The 21,918-nt window shown below is 70.3% G+C and carries 21 protein-coding genes; 10 read left to right on the forward strand and 11 right to left on the reverse strand.

The window, feature by feature from the left end:
* Window positions 1-62: 62 nt before the first annotated feature.
* The 5 genes from QTI51_RS16235 (at window position 63) to QTI51_RS16255 (ending at window position 4,671) form a co-directional block, all read left to right on the forward strand.
* On the forward strand, window positions 63-929 hold the full coding sequence (locus QTI51_RS16235; RefSeq protein WP_286515114.1) for a fumarylacetoacetate hydrolase family protein: 867 nt from the start codon (window positions 63-65) through the stop codon (window positions 927-929).
* A 43-nt stretch (window positions 930-972) separates the two neighbouring features.
* Window positions 973-1,566, forward strand: coding sequence for a VOC family protein (locus QTI51_RS16240; protein ID WP_286515116.1), 594 nt, complete (start codon window positions 973-975; stop codon window positions 1,564-1,566).
* 168 nt (window positions 1,567-1,734) lie between these two features.
* Entirely contained in the window at window positions 1,735-2,403 is a 669-nt protein-coding gene (locus QTI51_RS16245; protein WP_286515117.1) for a DJ-1/PfpI family protein, read from the forward strand.
* Between the two features lie 37 nt (window positions 2,404-2,440).
* Complete coding sequence (locus QTI51_RS16250; RefSeq protein WP_286515119.1) at window positions 2,441-3,442, forward strand: tripartite tricarboxylate transporter substrate-binding protein; 1,002 nt, start codon at window positions 2,441-2,443, stop codon at window positions 3,440-3,442.
* 29 nt (window positions 3,443-3,471) lie between these two features.
* Window positions 3,472-4,671, forward strand: coding sequence for an amino acid aminotransferase (locus QTI51_RS16255; RefSeq protein WP_286515120.1), 1,200 nt, complete (start codon window positions 3,472-3,474; stop codon window positions 4,669-4,671).
* Between the two features lie 57 nt (window positions 4,672-4,728).
* Here QTI51_RS16255 and QTI51_RS16260 read toward each other — a convergent pair whose 3' ends face one another.
* From QTI51_RS16260 to QTI51_RS16285, 6 genes are all read right to left on the reverse strand, one after another.
* Window positions 4,729-5,727, reverse strand: a complete 999-nt coding sequence (locus QTI51_RS16260) for a GlxA family transcriptional regulator (protein ID WP_286515122.1) — start codon at window positions 5,725-5,727, stop codon at window positions 4,729-4,731.
* A gap of 83 nt (window positions 5,728-5,810) precedes the next feature.
* On the reverse strand, window positions 5,811-6,593 hold the full coding sequence (locus QTI51_RS16265) for a citryl-CoA lyase (RefSeq protein WP_286515124.1): 783 nt from the start codon (window positions 6,591-6,593) through the stop codon (window positions 5,811-5,813).
* Window positions 6,594-6,648: 55 nt separating this feature from the next.
* On the reverse strand, window positions 6,649-7,416 hold the full coding sequence (locus tag QTI51_RS16270; RefSeq protein WP_286515125.1) for an SDR family oxidoreductase: 768 nt from the start codon (window positions 7,414-7,416) through the stop codon (window positions 6,649-6,651).
* Window positions 7,413-8,969 carry a class I adenylate-forming enzyme family protein gene (locus tag QTI51_RS16275; protein ID WP_286515126.1) on the reverse strand — a complete coding sequence of 519 codons (1,557 nt, stop codon included), beginning with the start codon at window positions 8,967-8,969 and terminating at the stop codon, window positions 7,413-7,415. Before QTI51_RS16275 ends, QTI51_RS16270 begins: the two co-directional genes overlap by 4 nt.
* A 49-nt stretch (window positions 8,970-9,018) precedes the next feature.
* Window positions 9,019-10,005, reverse strand: coding sequence for a tripartite tricarboxylate transporter substrate binding protein (locus QTI51_RS16280; protein ID WP_286515127.1), 987 nt, complete (start codon window positions 10,003-10,005; stop codon window positions 9,019-9,021).
* 60 nt (window positions 10,006-10,065) lie between these two features.
* Window positions 10,066-10,902, reverse strand: coding sequence for an SDR family NAD(P)-dependent oxidoreductase (locus QTI51_RS16285; RefSeq protein WP_286515129.1), 837 nt, complete (start codon window positions 10,900-10,902; stop codon window positions 10,066-10,068).
* Window positions 10,903-11,036: 134 nt separating this feature from the next.
* Here QTI51_RS16285 and QTI51_RS16290 point away from each other — a divergent pair, with 134 nt between their 5' ends.
* On the forward strand, window positions 11,037-12,134 hold the full coding sequence (locus tag QTI51_RS16290; protein WP_286515131.1) for a substrate-binding domain-containing protein: 1,098 nt from the start codon (window positions 11,037-11,039) through the stop codon (window positions 12,132-12,134).
* Here QTI51_RS16290 and QTI51_RS16295 read toward each other — a convergent pair.
* Genes QTI51_RS16295 through QTI51_RS16315 form a run of 5 tightly spaced genes read right to left on the reverse strand, consistent with a single transcriptional unit; the run spans window position 12,088 to window position 16,432 of the window.
* Window positions 12,088-12,903 carry an SDR family NAD(P)-dependent oxidoreductase gene (locus tag QTI51_RS16295; protein WP_286515132.1) on the reverse strand — a complete coding sequence of 272 codons (816 nt, stop codon included), beginning with the start codon at window positions 12,901-12,903 and terminating at the stop codon, window positions 12,088-12,090. The genes QTI51_RS16290 and QTI51_RS16295 overlap by 47 nt on opposite strands.
* Window positions 12,904-12,954: 51 nt before the next feature.
* The gene (locus tag QTI51_RS16300; RefSeq protein WP_286515133.1) at window positions 12,955-13,761 is read right to left on the reverse strand and encodes an enoyl-CoA hydratase/isomerase family protein; all 807 of its coding nucleotides are present in this window, start codon (window positions 13,759-13,761) and stop codon (window positions 12,955-12,957) included.
* 31 nt (window positions 13,762-13,792) lie between these two features.
* A complete protein-coding gene (locus QTI51_RS16305; protein ID WP_286515134.1) occupies window positions 13,793-14,950 on the reverse strand; it encodes a thiolase family protein in 1,158 nt (385 codons plus the stop codon).
* Window positions 14,947-15,384, reverse strand: coding sequence for a Zn-ribbon domain-containing OB-fold protein (locus QTI51_RS16310; protein ID WP_286515136.1), 438 nt, complete (start codon window positions 15,382-15,384; stop codon window positions 14,947-14,949). Before QTI51_RS16310 ends, QTI51_RS16305 begins: the two co-directional genes overlap by 4 nt.
* Before the next feature lie 46 nt (window positions 15,385-15,430).
* Window positions 15,431-16,432, reverse strand: coding sequence for a Bug family tripartite tricarboxylate transporter substrate binding protein (locus QTI51_RS16315; RefSeq protein WP_286515138.1), 1,002 nt, complete (start codon window positions 16,430-16,432; stop codon window positions 15,431-15,433).
* Between the two features lie 196 nt (window positions 16,433-16,628).
* Between QTI51_RS16315 and QTI51_RS16320 the strand changes: the two genes are divergently transcribed.
* Genes QTI51_RS16320 through QTI51_RS16335 form a run of 4 tightly spaced genes read left to right on the forward strand, consistent with a single transcriptional unit; the run spans window position 16,629 to window position 21,914 of the window.
* Entirely contained in the window at window positions 16,629-17,393 is a 765-nt protein-coding gene (locus QTI51_RS16320; RefSeq protein WP_286515140.1) for an IclR family transcriptional regulator, read from the forward strand.
* Window positions 17,394-17,444: 51 nt separating this feature from the next.
* Window positions 17,445-18,593 carry an acyl-CoA dehydrogenase family protein gene (locus tag QTI51_RS16325; protein WP_116911291.1) on the forward strand — a complete coding sequence of 383 codons (1,149 nt, stop codon included), beginning with the start codon at window positions 17,445-17,447 and terminating at the stop codon, window positions 18,591-18,593.
* Between the two features lie 31 nt (window positions 18,594-18,624).
* Complete coding sequence (locus QTI51_RS16330; protein WP_286515142.1) at window positions 18,625-20,769, forward strand: acetate--CoA ligase family protein; 2,145 nt, start codon at window positions 18,625-18,627, stop codon at window positions 20,767-20,769.
* Complete coding sequence (locus tag QTI51_RS16335) at window positions 20,766-21,914, forward strand: CaiB/BaiF CoA transferase family protein (RefSeq protein WP_286515143.1); 1,149 nt, start codon at window positions 20,766-20,768, stop codon at window positions 21,912-21,914. Before QTI51_RS16330 ends, QTI51_RS16335 begins: the two co-directional genes overlap by 4 nt.
* Window positions 21,915-21,918: the final 4 nt, after the last annotated feature.

The raw sequence follows: 21,918 nt of genomic DNA on the forward strand, positions 1-21,918 counted from the left end.
GATCCTTTCGTCCACAGGCCGACCCTGGTTGCGTTCCGCGACCGCGCACAGGCGGTACTCGCATGAAGCTCGTGTCTTTCGCGTTCGAAGGGCACGAGGGCTTCGGCCTCGTGCGCGGCGACGAGGTGCTCGACGTGAGCGCACTCGAACACGGGCCACGTGACCTGCTGTCGATGCTGAACATGGAAGCCGCCGGTTGGCAGTGGCTGGAACGCGCCACGCCGAAGGCCCGGCGGCTGCCGCTGGCCAGCGTGCGCCTGCGCGCGCCGGTGCCTGCGCCGCGCAAGTTCCTCGGCCTGGGCGGCAACTACGCCTCGCACCTGGAAGAGGCCCGCAAGATCGGCCTGCTCAGGGCACCGGGCCAGGTGTGGTTCAACAAGCAGGTGAGCTGCGTCGCCGGTCCCTTCGACCCGGTGCACCTGCCGGCCGTGTCGCACGAGTTTGACTACGAGGGCGAGCTGGGCGTGGTCATCGGGCGCCGCTGCCGGCACGTGACGCGCGAGAACGCGATGGACATGGTGGCCGGCTTCGTGGTGGTCAACGACCTGAGCGTGCGCGACTGGCAGATGCGCGCGCCCACGCACACGCTGGGCAAGTCCTTCGACACGCACGGCCCCTTCGGCCCCTGGCTGGTGACGCGCGACGAGCTGCCCGACCCGCACCGCCTGCGCCTTCGCACCTGGGTCAACGGCGAGCTGCGGCAAGACGGCAACACCGCCGAGATGACCCACCGCGTGGAAGACATGCTGGTCGAGCTGACCACCGCCTTCACGCTGGAGCCCGGCGACGTGCTCACCACCGGCAGCCCCGCCGGCGTGGGCGGCCTCATGGACCCGCCGACCTACCTGCGCGTGGGCGACGTGGTGCGCGTGGAGATCGAAGGCATCGGCGCCATCGAGAACACGGTGATCGCCGAGCCGCTGCCCTGAGCAACGACGCACCGTTCAAAAAAACAAGAGAGACAACGACACCATGACCCCCCGAACCCTACCGGACGCCGCCGCCGAGCCCATCCGCCCCTCCAAGCTGGCCCATGTCGTGCTGCGCGTGAGCGACCTGCCGCGCTCGCGCGCCTGGTACCTCGAACTGCTGCAGGCCTGGCCCGCGTTCGAGAACGAGATGCTGTGCTTCATGACCTACGACGACGAGCACCACCGCATCGGCCTCATCGCCCGCCCAGGCCTGGGCGCGGCCGACGACGCGCTGGCCGGGCTCGAGCACATCGCCTTCACCTTCGCCACGCTGGAGCGGCTGCTCGCGACCTTCCGGCGCCTGAAGGCGGCGGGCGTCACGCCGTACTGGAGCATCAACCACGGGCCCACGGTGTCGCTCTACTACAAGGACCCGGACGGCAACCGCGTCGAGCTGCAGTACGACGTGTTCGACCGGCCCGCGGACCTGGACGCCTTCTTCGGCGGCGGCGCGTATGTGCGCAACTTCATGGGCGTGCGCTTCGACCCGGAGGACCTGATACGCCGCTACGAAGCGGGCGAGCCGCTGCGCAGCCTCACGGCGCGGCCGGAGCTGCCGGTGGGCAGCACGCCGTGGGATGAGTTGGTGAACTGAGTCGAAGCGAACGCGCGGTGCGGTACAGGCCGCAACGCAGCTCTGCACTGCTGCGCCGACTGTGCCGAGGCGCAACCCCGCCGTGGCAGGAATCGTGGGCATTCTGTCTTCGAGGACAACGCCGTCGTTCCTAGACTGGCCCTCATCGCAACCCCCGAGAGCCGCGCCATGAACATCGGCATGCTTGTTTTTCCCGACATCACCGCCATCGACTACGTGGCGCCGGCCGACCTGCTGGTGCGCATTCCCGGCGCCACGCTGAACCTGGTGTGGAAGCACACCGAGCCGCTCAAGACCGAGCTGGGCTGGGAGTTTCGCGCCACCGCCTCCTATGAAAGCTGCGGCCAGCTCGACATGATCGTGGTGCCGGGCGGCCCCGGCATCGCGGCGCTGCTGCAGGACGAGCAGACGTTGTCGTTTCTCGCGCAGCAGGCGCGCGGCGCCACCTGGATCGTGGGCATTTGCACCGGCCCGCTGGTGCTGGGCGCGGCCGGCCTGCTCGAAGGCTACAAGGCCACCTGCCACTGGGGCTCGCACGAGCTGCTGGCGCAGGTCGGCGCCATCGCGGTGGACGAGCGCGTGGTGGTCGACCGCAACCGCATCACCGGCGCGGGCATGACCTCGGGCATCGACTGCGCGCTGAAGGCAATTGCCCTGGCCAGCAGCGACGACGTGGCACGCGGCGTGCAGCTGTTCGCCGAATACGACCCGCAACCGCCGTTCGACAGCGGCACGCCGCACAAGGCGCCGGCCGCGCTGGTGGAGGCCATGCGCGAAAGGTTGCGCCCCATCGTCGAGCAGCGCCGGGCCTTGCTCGCGGCGCGGCGCGCGCGTTGAGCCTTTTCGGTCGTCGCCACTTTCATTCGAGGTTTCCATGTTCCAACGCATCTCTTCGCATCGTCCATGGCGCGCCTGGCGCACATGGCTGATGGGCCTGTCGCTGGGCCTGTCACTGTCGCTGGTCGGCCTGCCCGCGCAGGCGCAGGGCAGCGGCCCCATCCGGCTGCTGGTCGGCTACACGCCCGGCGGCCCGGCGGACACCGCCGCGCGCATCGTCGCGGAAAAGCTCAGCACCGAGCTGGGCCAGCCGGTGGTGGTCGACAACAAGCCGGGCGCGGGCGGGCAGATTGCCGCGCAGGCGCTGAAGGCCGCGCCGGCCGACGGCTCGGTGCTCTTCCTGAGCAACACGCACACGGTGGTCACGGTGCCGCTCACGGTAAAGAACCCGGGCTTCGCCACGGCGAAAGACTTTCGCACGGTGGGCGGCGTGGCCACCTTCGAGCTCGCGCTCGCGGTCAACCCGAAGACCCACGCGCACACGCTGAAGGAGCTGGGCGCGTGGTTCGCGGCGCACCAGAGCGAGTCGTCCATCGGCGTGCCCGCGCCGGCCAGCTCGCCCGAGTTCGTGGCGGCGAAGGTGTCGCGCACCTTCAAGGCCGACACGGTGGCCGCGTCGTACCGCGGCGCGCCGCCCATGGTGCAGGACCTGCTGGCGGGGCAGCTCGCGGCCGGCGTGTCGAGCATCTCGGACTTCCAGCAGTACCACCAGGCCGGCACGCTGCGCATCCTCGCGGTCACGCGCACCACGCCGCTGCTGCCCGGCGTGCCGTCGTTCGCCGAGGCCGGCCTGGCCGGGCTGGACAACACCACCGACCTGCTGGGCATCTACGCCCCCGCGGCCATGCCCGACGCGCTGGTCGCGCGCTACAACACGGCGCTGAACCGCGTGCTGGCCAACCCCGAGGTGGTCGCCAAGTTCAAGAGCTACGTGATGACGCCCGCGCCCATGACGCCGGCCGAGCAGCAGCAGCGGCTGGTGCAGGCGTCGGCCGTGCTGTCCACGCTGATGAGCGAAAGCGGCTTCGTGCCGCACTGAAGCCGCCGCCACCGAAAAAGATTGCCACCATGTTCGACCACATCGGTGCCCACGCGGGCGACCCCATCCTCGGGCTGAATGAAGACTTCCAGAACGACACCCGTCCCGGGAAGACCAACCTCGGCATCGGCGTGTACCTGGACGACAGCGGCACGCTGCCGCTGATGGCCGCCGTGGCGCAGGCCGAGGCCGAGCTGCAGTCGCGCGCCGGTGCGCGCTCCTACCTGCCGATGGCGGGGCTCGCGGCGTACCGCGACGCGCTGCAGGCGCTGGTGTTCGGCCCCGGCCACGCGGCCCGCGCCGAAGGCCGCATCACCACGATCCAGTCGCTCGGCGGCTCGGGCGCCTTGCGCGTCGGCGCTGACTTTCTGAAGAAGCACTTTCCGGGCGCGGGCGTGTGGGTCAGCGACCCGAGCTGGGAGAACCACCGCGTCGTGTTCGAGGCCGCTGGCTTCAGCGTCGGCACCTACCCGTACTGCGACAAGGCCACCGGTGGCCTGCGCTTCGATGCCATGTGCGACGCCATCGGCGGGCTACCTGCGCGCAGCATCGTGCTGCTGCATGCCTGCTGCCACAACCCCACGGGCGTGGACCTCACGCAGGCGCAATGGCGCACCGTTGCCGCGCTGATGCGCGGGCGCGGCCTGATCGCGTTCGTCGACATGGCCTACCAGGGCTTCGGCGACGGGCTCGACGAAGACGCCTTCGCGCCCCGCGTGCTGGCCGAGGCGGGCGTGGCCTGCCTGGTCGCGAGTTCGCTGTCGAAGAACTTCTCGCTGTACGGCGAGCGCGTCGGCTCGCTGAGCATCGTGTGCGCGTCGAAGGCCGAGGCCGAGCGCATGCTGGGCCAGCTCACCGGCACCGTGCGCGCCAACTACAGCAACCCGCCCACGCACGGCGCGGCCGTGGTGGCGGCGGTGTTGTCGTCGGCCGCGTTGCGCGCGCAGTGGGAGCGCGAGCTGGCCGCCATGCGCACGCGCATCCAGGCCATGCGCGGCGCCATCCATGCGGCGCTGCAGCGGCAGGATTTGCCGGGCGGTGCCACGCTGTCGCGCTACCTCACGCAGCGGGGCATGTTCACCTACACGGGGCTGTCGGCCGCGCAGGTCACGCGGCTGCGGGAAGACCACGGCGTGTACCTGCTGCTGTCGGGCCGCATGTGCGTGGCCGGGCTCAACCACCGCAACGTCGATGCCGTGGCCCGCGCCATCGGCGAGGTGATGCGATAGCTGATGCGACCGGTGGTGCAACCGCCAGTGCAACCGGTGGTGCGTGCAGGCGCCTGATCAACGCGCCGCGAAGCGCTCGCGGTATTCGGTGGGCGACACGTGCAGGTGCCGCACGAACGCGCGGCGCAGCACCTCTTCGGAATTGAAGCCGCATTGCTGCGCGATCGACTTCAGGCTCTGACGGCTGGTTTCCACCAGCTGGCACGCTTTTTCGAGCCGCATGCGCGCCACGGCCAGCGCGGGCGTGATGCCTGCGTGCTGCTGGTAGAAGCGCGCGAAGGTGCGCGGCGTCATGGCCAGCTGCTCGGCCATGTCGGCCACCGACAGCGCCTTGTGCAGCCGCGCGCCTATCCAGGTGTGCAGGGTGTCGATGCGCGCGTCGCCGGCCGTCTGCGCCAGCAGCGCGCTGCTGAACTGCGACTGCCCGCCGGGCCGCTTGTAGAACACCACCAGCTTCTTGGCCACGCTCATCGCAATCTCGCGGCCCACGTCGGCCTCGACCATGCCCAGCGCCATGTCGATGCCCGCGGTGACGCCGGCCGAGGTCCACACGCGGCCCTGGCGCGAGTAGATGGCGTCGCGCTGCACATCGACGCCCGGGTGCTCCTTGGCCAGCTGGTCGCACACCGCCCAGTGCGTGACCGCGCTGCCGCCTTCGAGCAGCCCCGCGCGCGCCAGCACGAACGCGCCGGTGCACACCGACGCGATGCGCGAGAAGCGCGGCGCGGCCCGCCGCACCCAGGCAATCAGCGCATCGAGCCGCTGTGCCTGCAGTGCATCGGGTGTCGGCAAGCCCGGCCGCCAGATGCCGGGGCCGCCGGGCACCAGCACCGAGGCGATGTCGCGCGAGAGCCTGCGCGGCAGCGCGCCCGCGACCAGCTCGACACCGCTGGAGCTTTGCACCGGCCCCGCCTGCAGTGCGTGGATGGAGGTCTGGTACAGCGGCTCGCGGCCCGAGAGCACCAGCTCTTCGTTCGCGGTGGAGAACACCTGCAGGGGACCGCTGACGTCCAGCAGCTGGAAGCGGTCGAAGACGAGGAACCAGATGGGATGCATGGCACAAACTGTGCCTCAGTTGTGCCTCAGTTGTGCCTGGTTTGTGCGTCGTCCCTGCGCGGCACTCAGTCTGCGCCCGCCTGTCAGCGCGACGCCGGCAGCACGTTGCGCTCGTCCTGCCGCAGCACCAGGTCCCACACCTGCTGCCCGGTCGGCGACGAGCGCTCTTCGTACACATGCGCCACCAGCCCGGCCGCGCGCCCGATCAGCGCGAGCCCGCGGCCCAGCAACGGGTCCAGGCCCATGTCGGCCAGCACGGCGCCGTTGGCGCCGGCCGCATTCAGCGGCAGGTCGCGGCCGTGGTCTTCGCGCAGCACGTCGGCAATGGCCAGTGCCAGGCGCCAGTGGCGGCCGAAGTAGCCGTTGTCCTTCGACACGGCCATGAGCGTCGGCACGCGCGGGTCGCCGTTCACATGAATGGGGTGGCCGATGCCGGGAATGGACTTGCGCGCCGCGCGGTGCTCGCGCACCACCTGCGCCGCGCGCTCGCGCACGTCGGCGTCGCTCGCGTCGTCGGCCAGCGGCGCGGCTTCGCGCAGCAGGAGTTCGCTGACGTTCTGCACCGTGCCCAGAAAGTTGTTGCCCGCGCCCAGCAGGCCGGCCGCCACGGCGCCCTGCAGCGACTCGGGCGCGCCCAGCCAGGTGAGCCGCGCGGTGATGGCGCTGGGCGTGAGGCCGTGGTCGGCCGCCGTCACCAGCAGCAGGTTGACCATGTTCTTCTCGCGCGGCTCGGGCGTGCGCCCGAAGGTCAGGAGCCAGATCATTTCCACGAAGTCGAGCTTGCCGATGAGCTCGGTGGACAGGTTGCGCCCGCGCACCCAGATGGTGTCGGGCGTGGTGTAGCCGATGTCGGTCTTGATGGGCATGGGGAGGTGTCCTTGCGTATGTCGGTACTCGCGTGTGCGCTCTTCCAGGCGGCGTTCAGCCCGCGAGCCCGACGGTGATGCCGCCGCACACGTACAGCACCTGCCCGGTCATGAAAGACGCCATCGGGTGCATGAAGCAGCCCACCGCGTGCGCCACCTCGGCCGGCTCGCCGAAGCGCTGCACCGGAATGCCCTGCGCGATGCGTTGGGTGCGCGGGCTGTCGGCCGGGTTGGCGGCCTTGAACGCGGCGGTGGCGATGGGCCCGGGCGCCACGGCGTTCACCGTGATGCCCTGGGCCGCCAGCTCCAGCGCCCAGGTGCGCGTGAGCGCGTTGAGCGCGCCCTTGGCCGCCGAATAGCCGCTGCGCAGCTCCTTGCCCAGCGCCGCGCGGCTGGTGATGTTGACGATGCGGCCGTGCCCGGCCGCGCGCATCGCGGGCAGCACGGCCTGCGTGCATTGCAGGGCGGCGCGCGTGGTCACGGCCATCTGCAGGTCGAAGTCGTCCAGCGAGGTGTCTTCGATGGGCGCCGGGCGAATAGCGGCCACGTTGTTCACCAGGCCGGTGAAGGCGCGCTGCGCGGTGGCCTCGGCCAGCGCCGCGGCCAGCGCGGCCTTGTCGCCCATGTCGACGCGCACGAACGCGCCGGAGCTGCCATCGGGCGGCGGCTGGATGTCGAAGTTGACGACCTGCCAGCCCGCCGCCATCAGCGCGTGGCAGGTGGCCAGGCCGATGCCCGAGGAGCCGCCGGTGACCAGGGCGTGGCGCGGGGTGCCGTCTTGCGTGGCTTGGTGATGTTCGTGTTGTGCGATTGGCGATGTCATGTCGGGGCCTTGGTGCTGTCGTGCTGCATGCGCCGGACGATGTCCGCGCGCGCGTCCTTCTTCGACACCTTGCCGTTCGCGGTGCGCGGCAGCGGGTCGAAGAAGTGCACGGCCTTGGGGGTCTTCACGGGGTCGAGATGCGCGCGCACCCAGGCGATGAGTTCGGCCTGTTTGGCTTCAGTGGCTTGCTCACCGGCGCGCAGCTGCACGGCGGCGTGCACCGCCTCGCCCCACTTGTCGTCATCGATGCCGACCACTGCGCAGTCGTACACCGCGGGGTGCTTGCCCAGCGCGTTCTCCACGTCGGTGGGGTACACGTTGAAGCCGCCGGTGATGATCATGTCGCGCACCCGGTCCTTCAGGAACAGGTAGCCGCGCTCGTCGAGGTAGCCGCCGTCGCCGGTGCGCAGCCAGCCGTCGTGGAAGGTCTCGGCGGTCTTCTCGGGCTGCTTCCAGTAGCCCGACATCAGCAGGTCGCCGCGCACCACCACCTCGCCGGTCTCGCCCGGGGGCAGCAGCTTGCCTGTAGCGTCCATGATGGCGATGTCGGTCATCAGCGCGGCGCGCCCGACCGAGTCGAGGTTGCGCGCGTCGAGCAGGTCTTGCGCAGGCATGTACGAAATGATGGCCGGCGCCTCGGTCTGGCCGTAGCCGGTTTCCACATGGCCGAACACCTGCTGCGCCTCGATGATCTTGTCGCGCCGCATCGGTGCCGCCGCGTACACGAAGTGGCGCAGCGCCGACCAGTCGCGCGTGCGCGCGGTCTCGTCCTCGAGCAGGCTGTAGATCAGCGTGGGCGGCATGAACACGGCGCTCACGCGCTCGCGCTCCAGCTGCTCGAGCACGTCGCGCGGCTGCGTGGAGGTGGGCAGCAGCACGGTGCCGCCCCAGCCCAGCACCGGCAGCAGGAAGGTCGAGGTGCCGTGCGTGATCGAGGCCACCGCCAGGTAGCGTTCGTCGGCGTCGAGCCGCATGGCATGCGCGATCGACACGATGGTGGTGTTCCACGCGCGGTAGCTCTGCATCACGCCCTTGGGCGCGCCGGTGGTGCCGCCGGTGAACTTGATGGCCTGCGTTTCGCCCAGGTCGTGGCGCACGTCGGCGGGCCGGCGGCCGCGGTACAGGGCGACCAGCGCGCTCAGCTCGCACTCGGCGTGGCGCCCGGTGTGGGCGGCGTCTTGCGGCACGTAGCCGATGCGGCGTGCGCGCGTGCCTGCCACCTTGTCTTCGAGGCCGGCTTCGGTCACCACCAGCGCGGCCTCCGTGAACTCGACGATGCGGCTCAATTCGGCCTGGCCGGCGCGCGGGTTCAGCGGCACCCAGATGCGGCCTGCCATCAGCGTGGCGAACAGCGCCACGACATGGGAAATGTGGTTGCCCGCGCAGATCGCGATGCGCCCGCGCGCGTCGGGCACCAGTGCCTGGAAGGCGGTGGCCAGTGCCTCGGTGCGGGTCAGCAGCTCGGCGTAGCTGATCTCGCCTTCGGGGCCGGAAATGGCGATCTTGTCGGGATGTCGCCGCGCGCTGCGCAGCAGGAAATCGATGGGGCGCATGGGTGTGTCTTGTCTTTGCCTTCTTGCTCGGCGTGCTTACTCGGCGTGCTTACTCGGCCTTCGCGCCAGACACGCGAACGATCTCGGCCCACTTGTCGTATTCCTTGCGCACGAAGGCGTCGAAGGCGCTCTGGCTCATCTCGGGCGCGTCGGCACCCAGGTCGCGGTAGCGCGCCTTCACCTTGTCGGTGCGCAGCGCTTTCTCCACCTCGGCGTGCAGCCGCTGCGTGACCGCAGGGGGCACGCCGGCCGGCACGAACAGGCCCGACCAGGCCGTCGACTCGTAGCCGCGCACGCCGGCCTCGGCCATGGTGGGCACGTCGGGCAGCGAGGCCGAGCGGCGCGCGCCCGTGACCGCCAGTGCACGCAGCGAGCCCTTGGCGATGTGCGGCAGCGAGGTTGGCAGGTTGTCGAACATCAGGTCGATCTGCCCGCCGATCAGGTCGGTGAGCGCGGCGGCGCCGCCGCGGTAGGGCACATGCAGGATGCTGACCTGCGCCAGGTGCTTGTAGAGCTCGCCCGACAGGTGGATGCTGCTGCCGTTGCCCGACGAGCCCATGCTCAGCTTGCCCGGCTTGCTCTTGGCGAGGGCCGTGAGCTCTGCCACCGACTTCGCCTGCAGCTGCGGGTTCACCACCAGCACGTTGGGCACCGAGCCCACCATGACCACGGGCGTGAACGCCTTGCGCGTGTCGTAGGGCAGGTTGCCGTACAGCGTGGGGTTGATGGCGTGCGTGCCCACCGTGCCCAGCAGCATCGTGTAGCCGTCGGGCGCGGCCGAGGCCACCTCGCGCGCGCCGATGTTGCCGCCCGCGCCGGGCCGGTTGTCGACGATCACCGGCTGGCCCAGCGACTGCGCAAGCTCCGCGCCGATCAGCCGCGCGAACAGGTCGGCGGCACCGCCGGGCGGAAAGGGCACGACCAGGCGAAGGGGCTTGGCAGGCCATGCCGCGGGCGCGGGTTGCGACCAGGCAGCGGGTGCGCACAGCGCGGCCAGGGCCGCGGCTGCAGTGAATGCGAGGGTTCTTCTTTTCAAGGGGATGTCTCCGGGAATGCTGAAAGAGATCGGATGGGGCTGGGCGTGCCTGCGGACGTGTCAGGAAGAGGCCGGCGGCGCCGCGCGCGCAATGCCGTGTCGCAGCCCGCCGTCCACCGCCAGCTCGGCGGCGTTGATGTAGGCGGCCTCGTCCGAGAGCAGGAAGCACACCGCGTTGGCGATGTCCCATGCCGTGCCCTGGCGGCCGAAGGGCAGCGGCCCCGCCGCACGGCCCGGGCGCGCGGCGCTGGCCGCGCGGCCCATGGGCGTGTCGATGAGGCCGGCGCGCACGAGGTTGGCGCGAATGTCTTTCTCATGCGCCTCCAGCGCCGTCGCGCGGCACAGCGCCGAGAGCCCGGCCTTCGAGCTTTCGTAGGCGGGGTTGCGGCCCGCGGGCATCTCGGCCGCGAGCGACGACACGAAGACGATCGCGCCGCCATGGTTCATGGCCGGCAGCGCGGCCTGGGCGCACAGCGCGTGGCCGCGCAGGTTGACGCCGAAGATCGTGTCCCAGCTCTCGGGCGTGATGTCGCGCAGCGACTTGCGGTCGCTGATGCCCGCGTTCAGCACCAGCCCGTCGATGGCGATGCCGCGTTGCGCCAGCCCGTCGAACAGCGCGCGGATGTCTTCGGGGCGCGAGATGTCGGCGGTGAGGGCGAGGGCGCGGGCGAGGTCGTTCTCGCCTTGCTCGGCGAGGCCGCTCGCAGCGATGTCGGCGACCGTGCGCGCCGCCGCATCGGCAGAGCGGTCGGCGCACAGCACGCGGGCGCCGCCCGCGGTCAGTTGCAGGCAGATGGCGCGGCCATTGCCAACGGGCTCGATGGTCTCGATGGGCGCGCCGGCATCGTTCGCTTCACCGGCACCGCCGCTCGCCTGCCCGCCACCGATCACCAGCACTGTGCGACCCGTGAAACGCTTGTTGCCGACCCGCGCCGATTCATTAAGATGTGGAAACGTTTTCATAACGCTGCCGAGGCTAAGAGATGCCCCGGTCGCTCGCAAGCCATGGAACGTTTTCATAAGGGAAAACAATGAGCACGGAGACAGCAAAGTCGGTGTCGCTGCGCGACGTGGCGGCCGCATCGGGCGCGTCCATCGCGAGCGTGTCGCGGGTGCTGAACAACAGCGGCTACGTCAGCGCCGACGTGCGGCGCCGGGTGGAGCGCGCCGTGGAGGCCACGGGCTACGTGCCCAACTTCAACGCCCGGCACCTGAAGACCGGGCGCAGCAAGGCGGTCGGCTTCATGGTGTCGAACATGGCCAACCCGTTTCTCTCGGCCTTTTTCGCCGCGGTGGAAATCCGCATGCAGGCGGCCGGCTTCTCGCTGCTGGTGGCGAGCACCTACGACCAGCCCGCGCGCGAGAAGGAGCTGCTCACGCTGTTCGAGAACCGGCGGCTCGAAGGCATCATCGCCTCGCCGAGCGTGGAGGGCCTGTCGCGCGAGGTCGATCCGTTCGCCCGCTGCAAGCTGCCGCTGGTCATCGTCGACCGCGAGGTCGATTGCGACGGCGACGCCGTCTACCAGGACCATCGCCAGGGCGTGGCGCAGGCGGTCGACTACCTGGTGTCGCTGGGCCACCGGCGCATCGCGCTGTTCGGCCCCAGCGTGGCCATTCGCCCCGGCCGCGAGAAGCTGCTGGGCTACCAGGACAGCCTGGCGCGCGGCGGCGTGGCCTTCGACGAGGCGCTGGTGTGCATGCTCAGCTCGGCCGTGCAGTCGTCCGAGGCGCAGATGGCGCGCATGCTCGAGCTGGCCTCGCCGCCCACGGCCGTCATCGCGCTGGGCACGCGCCTGTTGTCGGGCGCGCTGCGCAGCGTGCGCGCCGCGGGCCTGCGCATTCCGCAGGACCTGTCGGTGGTGGGCATCGGCACCGACGACGCCTTCGCGCTGATGCACCCGGCGCTGACCACGCTGCGCTTCAACATCGAAGAGGCCGCGCAGGCCGCGGCGCACTTGATGCTCGAGCGGCTGGGGGGCAAGACGGCCGGCGCGCCACGCAAGGTGACCATCGGGCTCGACCTGGTGCTGGGCGCTTCGTGCATGCCGCCGAAGGCGGCGGCGCGCGTTGAAGAAGTGCCCGCTACACCATCGCGAAGCCGCCCGAGGCCCCGATCGTCTGGCCTGTGATGAACAGCGCGCGGTCGGAGGCCAGGAACGCGATCAGGCCCGAGATGTCTTCGGGCCGCGACAGGCGCCCCACGCCCTTGGAGATGGGGTAGACGTTCAGCATCTTGCCCAGGCGCTCGTCGTTCTCGGGCGTCGCATGGATGTTGAGCGGCCCGTCCTTGATGCCCGCGTGCGACACCGCGCCCAGCGCCACCGAGTTCACCGTGATGGCGTGGCGCCCGTGCTCTCGCGCCAGCGCTTTCCCGAAGCCCGCGATGGCGGCCTTGGCACCCGAGTACACCGCCATGTTGGCCTCGCCGATGCGCCCGGCCTCCGAGATGATGTTCACGATGCGCCCGCCCTTGCGCTCGACCATGCCCGGCAGCACGCTGCGGCAGCAGTTCATGGTGCCGTACACGTTCAGGTTCACGATCTTGGCCCAGTCCACGGTGGGCATGTCGAGAAAGGGGGGCGTGCGCCCGCCTTTCTCGCGCCGCTCGGGAATGATGCCGGCGTTGTTCACCAGCACCGTCACCGGTGCGTCGAAGTGCGCCGCGCCCTTGGCGACCATGGCCTCGACTTCTTCGGCGCGCGTGATGTCCGCGGGCGCCGCGAGCGCCTGGCCGCCGGCCGCGGTGATTTCAGCGGCCACGGCCTGCGCGCGTTCGGCGAACAGGTCGTTGACGATCACGCGCGCGCCTTCGGCCGCGAGCTCGATGCAGATCTGGCGGCCCACGCCCTGGCCGCCGCCGGTCACCAGCGCAACCTTGCCTTCCAATCCGAGTTTCATGTGTGTGCTTTCTTGATTCGTTGAGGTCGTCGTGCAGAAAGAAGAGGGCGCTCAGCGCCCGGTGAACACCGGCTTGCGCTTCTCGACGAACGCCCGCATGCCTTCCTTGCGGTCCTCGCTGTCGATGATCATGGCGGCGGCGTAGCGCTCGTATTCCAGCCCGGAGTCGAGGTCGACCTGCATGCCGCGGTTGATGGCGCGCTTGGCAAAGCGCACCGCCAGCGGCGGGTGCTCGGCAATGCGCTGCGCCAGCGCCAGTGCCGCGGGCAGCAGCTCGGCCTGCGGCAGCACGCGGCTCACGATGCCGTAGCGCAGCGCGGTGTCGGCATCGACCAGGTCGGCCGTGAGGATCAGTTCCTTGGCGCGCGCCTCGCCGATCAGGCGCGGCAGCCGCTGCGTGCCGCCGGCCGCCGGAATCACGCCGAGCTTGATCTCGGGCAGCCCGAAGCGCGCGCTGTCGGCCGCGATGCGGATGTCGCAGCACAGCGCAATCTCCAGCCCGCCGCCCAGCGCGACGCCGTTGATGGCGGCGACGACAGGCTTCTCGAACTCTTCGATGTTGCGAAACAGGTCGTGCGTGGCCTTCTGCGCGACGAAGTAGTCGGTGCCCGAGGCCTGGCTGCCGGCGCGCTCCTTGATGTCGGCGCCCGCGCAGAAGGCGCGCTCGCCGCTGCCGGTGACGAGCACCGCGCGCACGCGCTCGTCGGTGCGGGCGTACTCGAAGAAGGCGCGCGCCAGGTCGGGCTTCATCGAGCCGCCGAGCGTGTTCATGCGCTCGGGGCGGTTCAGCGTGACGATGGCGACGTTGCCGCGCACCTCGTACAGCAGCGTGTCGAGCGCGGGGGTGGATGCGGTCATGGGAGTGGGTTCCTTCCTGGGTGTGGTTCGCTCAGGCCTGCGCGGCGCTGAGCACATGGGCGATGGCCACCGAACCGAGGCCGATCATGTGGGCCATGCCCCAGCGGGCGTTCGGGTGCTGCCGGCCTTCGGCCTCGCCGCGGATCTGCCGCGTGATTTCCGCGATCTGCCCGATGCCGGTCGGCCCGAGCGGGTGGCCCATGCCGATCAGCCCGCCCGAGGCGTTGATGGCGCAGCGCCCGCCGATGCGCGAGTCCCCGCGCTCCAGGTAGGCCGCGCCTTCGCCGGGCGCGCACACGCCGATGGCCTCGCTGTAGAGCAGCTCTTCCACCGAGAAGGCGTCGTGCAGCTCGAGCAGGTCGAGTTGCGTGGGCGCGATGCCGGCCTGGTCGAGCGCGGCCTGCGCGCTGCTGCGCACCAGGTCGATGGGGCCCTGGCCGTACACCGTTTCGTCGCGCTCGCTGTTGGCGACCGACGCGCGCACGCGCACGCAGCGCCTGGCGTCCAGGCCCAGGCGCTTCAGCGCGCGGCCCGACACCAGGAGCACGGCCGCCGCGCCTTCACCGCGCGGGCAGCATTGCTGCACCGTGAGGTCGCCCGCCACCTGGGGCGAGGCAAGCACCTGCTCGAGCGTGCGCGGCTTGCGGAACTGGGCATAGGGGTTCAGCGAGGCATTGCCGTGGTTCTTCACCGCCACCTTGGCCATGGCCTCCATGCCGGCGCCGCGCTCGCGCAGGTAGCTGCGCGCCATCAGCGCGAACTTCACGGCCGGAATGGTGGCGGTGTCGCTCAGGCGTTCGAGCCTGTCCTTGTTGGCGGCGCGGCGGCCGTCGCCGTGCTTGTCCACGCCCATGGCCAGCACCACGTCGCTGATGCCGTGCGCCACTTCCATGCAGGCCTGGCGGAACGCGAAGGAGCCGGAGGCCGACGCGTTTTCCACCTGCGTGACCGCCAGCCCGGTGGAGCCCAGGTGGCGGAACATCACGCGGCCCGCGGCCATGCCGATGGAGGTGGTGCCGACGTAGGCGCTTTGCACCTGCTTCCAGTCGATGCCCGCATCGGTCAGCGCGGCACGCACCGCGGTAAGGCCGAGGTGGGTGTAGGGCGTGTCGCTCGGAAACTGGTACGGGTGCAGGCCGATGCCCACGACGTAGACGCCGTCATTGGCGTCGATCCAATTGCCGCTCATCGCACCACCTCCTCGGTCGGCACGAACGCACAGCCATAGCTGTCGCCCGAGGCCAGCGGCACCGCCACGGCCCGCAGCGCCATGCCGGGGCGCAGGGCGCTCTCGTCGGCCACGGCGATCACGCCTTCTTCCACCACCTGTTCGGCGATGCGGATGTCGCCCGCGATGCTGGGCGCGGGCATGCCCGGCACCAGCGGCACGTGCAGCGTCACGTATTCCAGCAGCGTGCCGCCGCCGGGCCGCGCCACCTGCGTGGCCGTGTCCGTGGCGTCGATCGCGTGGCCGCAGTGCATGCAGCCGGGCGCATTGGCCGGAAAGCTCAGCGCGTGGCATGCGGGGCATTGCGCGAAGAGAAAGTCGAGCGAGCGGCCGTCGGCCGCGAGCCGGTAGAGCGATGGGCGCTGCGGCTTCATCGATGTGAGGTCTTGGGTCATGTGCTGGAAGGACTGAACGGGGGGAGAGGAAAGAGACAAGGCGAACTCACTCCAGCTTGGCGCCGGATTCCTGGACGACCTCGCGCCAGCGGGTCATCTCGCTCTTCACGAATTCGCCCAGCTTCGCGTCGCGCAGGTCTTTCAGCGGCACGCTGCCGAACTTCTCGGTCACCTGCTGCATCTCGGGGTCGGCGATGGCCTGCGCGATGGCGTCGCCCAGCTTCTTGACGATGTCGGGCGGCGTCTTCGCGGGCACGAACACCGCGCTCCAGGCGGTGGACTCGGCCTTGGGAAAGCCCAGTTCGCTCACGCTCGGAATCTCGGGCGCGATGGCCAGGCGGGTCTTGCCGGTGACGGCCAGGGGCTTGAGCTTGCCGGCCTTCACGAAGGGCATGACCACCACCGGGTAGTCGAACATCAGGTCGAGGTTGCCGGCCATCAGGTCGGTGAGCGCGGGGCTGCTGCCCTTGTAGGGCACGTGCGTCATCTTGGTGCCGGTGGCCACCTGGAACAGCTCGGCCGTCAGGTGCGTGCCGGTGCCCGGGCCGGCGGAGCCGAAGTTCAGCTTGCCGGGGTTGGCCTTGGCGTACGCGATGAGCTCGGGCACGGTCTTGAACGGGCGCGCGGGGTTGATCACCAGGATCAGCGGCGTCTCCGACATGGCGTGCACCGGCACGAAGTCTTTCACCGGGTCGTAGCGGATGTTCTTGTACAGCGCCAGGTTGGCCGCCTGCGTGCCCTGGGTGCCGTAGATCATGGTGTAGCCGTCGGGCGGCTGGCGCGAGGCCGCCTCCACGCCGATGGAGCCGCCCGCGCCGGGCCGGTTGTCCACCACCACCGGCTGGCCCAGCTTGTCGCCCACCAGCTTGGCGAGCACCCGCGAGGTGTTGTCGGTGATGCCGCCGGGCGTGAACGGCACGACGAAGGTGATCGGCCGGGTCGGCCATGCCACGTCCGCGGCCTGCGCAACCTGCGCGGCGCCCAGCGACGCCGCGCCCGCGACCACCGCGCACAGGCCAGCCAGCGCCTTCTTCCAGAACTTGTCCATGCATGTCTCCAGTTGGTTTTTTTGTCTCGTTTGTCTACGAGTAATCGCAATATACTTCGATCAATCGTAGAAAAACAAGAGGAGATGTGCCGATGAATTTCGACAAATCAAAACGGAAACTGCGACTTCAAGAATGAACTTGCCTGCAAGCTGCTCCGCTAATATTCGTGCCTGTCTACGAAATATCGGAGGAAATATGCCAACACTCGTCCCCGCCGCCGCCCGCACCATGTCGCTGCTGGAGCTGTTCGCCCGCGAAAAGCGCGAACTCTCCAACTCCGATCTCGCGCGGCTCATGGACCTGCCCGAGAGCAGCTGCTCCGACCTGCTGCACACGCTGCACGAGCTCGGCTACCTGTTGCGCACGGCGCGCAGCCGGCGCTTCTATCCGACGGCCCGGCTGCTGTCGGTGGCGAAGGAAATTTCGGCGAGCGACCCGCTGTACGCGGTGGCCTCGGAAGCGGCCGAACTGCTGCGCGACAAGACCGGCGAGACCGGCCTGTGCGGCCGGCTCGAAGGCGGCGTGGTGAAGGTGCTGGCCTTCAATGAAGGGCGGCACCCGCTGCGCTACATGCAGAACGTGGGCGACAAGCTCAGCCTGCACGTGTCGGCGCTGGGCAAGGCGGTGCTTGCGCTGGGCACGCCCGAAGAGGCCGCGCGCCAACTGCGGCTGAAGCCGCTGCGCAAGATTGCCGAGGGCACCATCGTCGACCTGGCCGTGCTCGAGGCGCAGGTCGAGCAGGCCCGCACGCAGGGCTGGATTTGGGTCGAGAACGAGGGCGGCGACGGCCTCGCTGCGCTCGCCGTGGCGGGCTACGTGGGCGGCGAGCCCATGGCCCTGTCCGTGGCCGGCCCCACCGATCGCCTGCGCCAGCAGCGCGAACCGTTTCTCGCAGCCCTGCAGGAAGTGCAGGCGCTGGTCTTTCGTCCACGCAACGCCAGGGAGCCCGGCGCTTCGTAGCGCACGGGCGCGGCGCGCGCCCCCTTTCATCCAACCTCAGGAGACAACCCGATGAGTTTCACCCTTGACGCCGACCAGGCGCTGTTGCGCGACAGCATTCGCCGCTTCATGAAGAGCGAGGTGACGCCGCTCATCGCGAAGCACGACGTCGAGCGGAGCTTTCCCTTCGAGATCATGAAAGAGCTGGCGCAGTTCGGCTACATCGGCGGGCGGCTGCCCGAGGCCGAGGGCGGCATGGGCATGGACCAGCTCACCTGGGCCATGCTGATGGAAGAGGCGGGCTACGCGTGGCTGTCGATGCGCACCATGCTCAACATCACCAACGGGCCGATCCACAAGATCGCCGCCGAAGGCACGCCCGAGCAGAAAGAGCGCTTCCTGAAGCCGCTGCTGGCCTCCGAGCGGCGCTGCTTCACGGCCATCAGCGAGCCGGGCACGGGCTCGAACATCGCGCAGATACAGACCCGGGCCGACCTGGTGGACGACCACTACGTGCTGAACGGCCGCAAGCTGTGGATCACCAACGGCGCCTTCGCCGACTTCGGCATCGTGGTGGCGCGCACCTTCAGCGCCGACTGCCAGGGCCAGCTGTCGACCTTCCTGGTCGAGCGCGAGGTGTCGCCCTACGAGGTGCGCCGCGTCGACACCATGGTGCTGCGCAGCACCGGCACGGCCGAGCTGAACTTCGACAACGTGAAGGTGCCGCGCGCCAACCTCATCGGCGAGGAGGGCAGCGCGCTCAAGCGCATGCTGGTGGGGCTGGACAGCGCGCGCGTGAACATCGCCATGGGAGCGGTGGGCGCGGCGCAGTCGGCGCTGGACCTGTCGATCGACTACGCGCGCACGCGCACCCAGTTCGGCAAGCCCATCGGCAGCTTCCAGCTGGTGCAGAAACTCATTGTCGACATGACGGTGCGCGTGGAAGCCGCGCGGGCGCTGGGCCTGCGCGCCGCCGCCGCGCTCGACTCCCAGGCCGATGCGCGCATGGCCTGCTCCATCGCCAAGCTGTACGCCACCGAGGCGGCGCACGAGGTGGCGAGCATGGCGCTGCAGGTGCATGGCGGGCTGGGCTACTCGACCGACTATCCGATAGAGCGCATCTTCCGCGACACCCGCGGCGGCACCATTCCCGAAGGCACGACCGAGGTGCAGACGCTGATCGTCGGGCGCGAGATCCTCGGCATGTCGGCCATTGCCTGAACCCACAAGAACAACAAAAGGAACACGCACCATGGAGACAACCAAGAACACCGCGCACGGCCCGGCCGACCTGTCGCGCCTGATCAACCCGCGTTCGATCGCGCTGGTCGGCGCGTCCGACCGCGAAGGCGGCATCGGCGAACGCACGCTCACCAACCTGCTCACGCATTCTGAGTTCGGCGGCGACGTCTACCTCGTGAACCCGACGAAACCCGAGATTCGCGGCCACCGCTGCTGGCCCAGCGTGGCGGCGCTGCCGGCCACGCCCGACGTGGCCGTGGTGGCCGTGCCCGCGAGCGGCGTGCTCACGGTCATCGAGGAATGTGCCGCGCGCGGCGTGGCGTTCGCAGTCATCCTGAGCTCGGGCTTCGGCGAGGCGGGTGCCGAGGGCGAGCGCGAGCAGCAGCGCATGAAGGAGATCGCCGAGCGCAGCGGCCTGCGCCTGTACGGCCCCAACTGCCCGGGCCTGACCAACGTCAACGGTCGGCTCGGCCTGACCTTCTCGCCCTCGTTCCCGCACGACCTGGTGAAGGGCCCCATCGGCCTGGCCACGCAGGGCGGCGGCCTCGGGCGCAACGTGATGCAGGCGATGGAGCGCGGCATCGGCATCGGGCTGTGGGCCTCCACCGGCAACGAGGTCGACCTGCAGGTGGCCGACTTCATCCACTACATGGCGGACGCGCCGGACATCAAGGTCATCGTCACGCTGCTGGAAGGCATCAAGGACGGGCCGAAGTTCGTGGCGGCCGTGCAGCGCGCGGCGGCCAACGGCAAGCCGGTGATCGGGCTGAAGGTGGGCAAGTCGGAGTACGGGCGGCGCGCGGCGCAGTCGCACACCGCCTCGCTCACGGGCTCGGCCGAGGTCAACAGCGCCGTGTTCCGGCAGTTCGGCGTGATCGAGGTGGACGACATCGACGAACTGGTCGACACCGCCTGGCTCTTCGCGCGCGCCATGCCCGGCGCGCAGGAGGCGCTGGGCATCTATTGCTCCTCGGGCGGCACGGCGGCGCTGGCGGCCGACGCGGTCGGCTCGGCCGGGCTCACACTCGCGGCCTTCACGCCCGAGACCACGGCGGTGCTGCGCGCCAAGCTGCCCGACTACGCGGCCATTGGCAACCCGGTGGACACCACCGCCATGGTGCTCAGCGACAAGACCGTGGTGGAAACCACGCTGGGCTGCGTGGCCAACGACGCCAACCTGGGCCTGACCATCGTGCCCATTGCGCTGGACTACGGCGAGACCACCACGCGCATGGCCGACAACATCATCAATGCGCAGAAGGGCTGCGCAGCGCCCATCGTGCCCATCTGGATGAGCGACCGCCTCGGCGAGGGCTACCAGCGGCTGGTGGCGGCGGGCTTTGCGCCGCCGCGCTCGGTGGGCAAGGCCATTTCCGCCATCGGGCGCTGGGTGGAATACGGGCGTTGGCGCCGCGCGAACCCCGACATGCGGCCCGTCGCGCTGCCGCCCCTGGCCGCGCCGCTGCAGGAAGGCGCGACGCGCAGCCTCTCGGAAGCGCAGGCAAAGCAACAGCTGCGCGAAGCGGGCGTGGCGCTGCTGCCGAACGTGCTCGCCACGTCGGCGGAGGAAGCGCGCGCGCTGGCCGACCGCATGGGCTACCCGGTGGTCGCCAAGATCGCCAGCGAGCAGATCGTGCACAAGTCGGACATCGGTGGCGTGCAGGTCGGCCTGCAGGACGGGGCGCAGGTCGCCGCGGCCTGGCGCGACATCATGGCCTCGGTGGCGCGGCACAAGCCCGAGGCGAAGGTCGACGGCCTGCTCATCGAGAAGATGGCGCCGCGCGGCGGCGTCGAGCTGATGATCGGCGTGACGCGCGACCCGGTGTTCGGCCACGTCATGACCTTCGGGCTGGGCGGCATCTATGTCGAGATCTTCCGCGACGTGACGCGGCGGCTGCTGCCCATCGGCCCGCGTGATGCGGCGGCGATGGTGCGCGAGATGCGCTGCTTTCCGCTGCTCGACGGCGCGCGCGGCCGGCCCGCGGCCGACGTGGCGGCGCTGGAGGACCTCCTGGTGCGCATCTCGGACTTCGTGGTGCGCCACGGCGAGCGCGTCGAGGAGATGGACCTGAACCCGGTGTGGGTCGGCGCGAAGGGCGAGGGCGCGATGCCGCTCGACGCGGTGATCATCGAACGCACAGGGGGCGCCGCATGACCACGGCCACGGCTGCTATTACGGCCACGGCTGCTAGCACCAGCGCGGCACCGGTGGCGCCGCCGCTGGCCGGCATCACCGTCGTCGACTTCAGCGAGCTGCTGCCGGGCCCGTTCTTCACGCAGAGCCTGGCCGAGATGGGCGCGCGCGTCATCAAGATCGAGCGCCCGCCCGGTGGCGACAACGTACGCCGCATGGGACCGGGCGTGTTCGATGCGGTGAACCGCGGCAAGCAGAGCCTGCTGGCCGACCTGAAGGACGAGGCGCAGCGCGCGGAGGTGCGCGCGCTGATCGCCACGGCCGACGTGGTGGTCGAGTCGTACCGCCCCGGCGTGATGGCGCGGCTGGGGCTGGACGCGGCCAGCCTGCGCGCGGCGTTTCCGCGATTGGTGTACGTGTCGTTGAGCGGCTACGGGCAAGACGGCCCGTGGGCCGACCTGCCGGGCCACGACATCAACTACCTGGCCGCCGCGGGCGTGCTCGCGGTGTCGGGCGTGCAAGGCGGCGGACCTGCGCAGAGCTTCGGCCTGCCGGTGGCGGACCTGTGCGGCGCGACGTATGCGCTGTCGTCCACGCTCGCGGCGCTGTACCAGCGCGAGCACACGGGGCAGGGCCAGCACCTGGACGTGGCGCTCGCCGACTGCGCGCTGCACTGGATGAACCCGCGCGTCGGCGCTTGGCGCGAGGCCGGTGCCCACACGCTGGAAGCGCAGCGCGAGGCCACGCTGGTCAAGCCCGCGTACGGCGCCTTCGCCTGCCGCGACGGGCGGCACGTGTCCATCGCCGCGCTGGAAGACCACTTCTGGGCGCGCCTGTGCGAGGCGCTCGACCTGGCGCCCTACGGCGGCGAAGACTTCCGCGCGATGAAGGCGCGCAAGGCCGTGGCCGGTGCCATCAACGCGCGCATTGCCGAGGTAGTGGCACACAGCGACGCCGACGAGGTCTTCGCGCTGCTGCAGCGGCACGACGTGCCCGCGGCGCCGGTGGTGGAGCCGTCGAAGGTGGCGGCGTTGCCGCAGTTCGCGCGGCGCGGCAAGTTCGAAGACGGCGCCGTGCTGCCGGTGGCGCGCTACCCCGTCCCCCTGGCCGGTGTGCGGGCGGGCGCGCTCGGCGGCGCACCGGCGCTCGACAGCGCGCGGAACTGACGCC

Source organism: Variovorax sp. J22G73 (assembly GCF_030317035.1).
Taxonomy (GTDB): Bacteria; Pseudomonadota; Gammaproteobacteria; order Burkholderiales; family Burkholderiaceae_C; genus Variovorax.

Bases quoted from the DNA above. Each gene is read 5' to 3' on its own strand.
- QTI51_RS16315 (WP_286515138.1), bottom strand. From the start codon at position 16,432: ATGGACAAGTTCTGGAAGAAGGCGCTGGCTGGCCTGTGCGCGGTGGTC.
- QTI51_RS16255 (WP_286515120.1), top strand. From the start codon at position 3,472: ATGTTCGACCACATCGGTGCCCACGCGGGCGACCCCATCCTCGGGCTG.
- QTI51_RS16300 (WP_286515133.1), bottom strand. From the start codon at position 13,761: ATGACCGCATCCACCCCCGCGCTCGACACGCTGCTGTACGAGGTGCGC.
- QTI51_RS16325 (WP_116911291.1), top strand. From the start codon at position 17,445: ATGAGTTTCACCCTTGACGCCGACCAGGCGCTGTTGCGCGACAGCATT.
- QTI51_RS16295 (WP_286515132.1), bottom strand. From the start codon at position 12,903: ATGAAACTCGGATTGGAAGGCAAGGTTGCGCTGGTGACCGGCGGCGGC.
- QTI51_RS16235 (WP_286515114.1), top strand. From the start codon at position 63: ATGAAGCTCGTGTCTTTCGCGTTCGAAGGGCACGAGGGCTTCGGCCTC.
- QTI51_RS16320 (WP_286515140.1), top strand. From the start codon at position 16,629: ATGCCAACACTCGTCCCCGCCGCCGCCCGCACCATGTCGCTGCTGGAG.
- QTI51_RS16290 (WP_286515131.1), top strand. From the start codon at position 11,037: ATGAGCACGGAGACAGCAAAGTCGGTGTCGCTGCGCGACGTGGCGGCC.
- QTI51_RS16265 (WP_286515124.1), bottom strand. From the start codon at position 6,593: ATGCCCATCAAGACCGACATCGGCTACACCACGCCCGACACCATCTGG.
- QTI51_RS16240 (WP_286515116.1), top strand. From the start codon at position 973: ATGACCCCCCGAACCCTACCGGACGCCGCCGCCGAGCCCATCCGCCCC.
- QTI51_RS16250 (WP_286515119.1), top strand. From the start codon at position 2,441: ATGTTCCAACGCATCTCTTCGCATCGTCCATGGCGCGCCTGGCGCACA.
- QTI51_RS16260 (WP_286515122.1), bottom strand. From the start codon at position 5,727: ATGCATCCCATCTGGTTCCTCGTCTTCGACCGCTTCCAGCTGCTGGAC.
- QTI51_RS16305 (WP_286515134.1), bottom strand. From the start codon at position 14,950: ATGAGCGGCAATTGGATCGACGCCAATGACGGCGTCTACGTCGTGGGC.
- QTI51_RS16335 (WP_286515143.1), top strand. From the start codon at position 20,766: ATGACCACGGCCACGGCTGCTATTACGGCCACGGCTGCTAGCACCAGC.
- QTI51_RS16245 (WP_286515117.1), top strand. From the start codon at position 1,735: ATGAACATCGGCATGCTTGTTTTTCCCGACATCACCGCCATCGACTAC.
- QTI51_RS16310 (WP_286515136.1), bottom strand. From the start codon at position 15,384: ATGACCCAAGACCTCACATCGATGAAGCCGCAGCGCCCATCGCTCTAC.
- QTI51_RS16270 (WP_286515125.1), bottom strand. From the start codon at position 7,416: ATGACATCGCCAATCGCACAACACGAACATCACCAAGCCACGCAAGAC.
- QTI51_RS16330 (WP_286515142.1), top strand. From the start codon at position 18,625: ATGGAGACAACCAAGAACACCGCGCACGGCCCGGCCGACCTGTCGCGC.
- QTI51_RS16275 (WP_286515126.1), bottom strand. From the start codon at position 8,969: ATGCGCCCCATCGATTTCCTGCTGCGCAGCGCGCGGCGACATCCCGAC.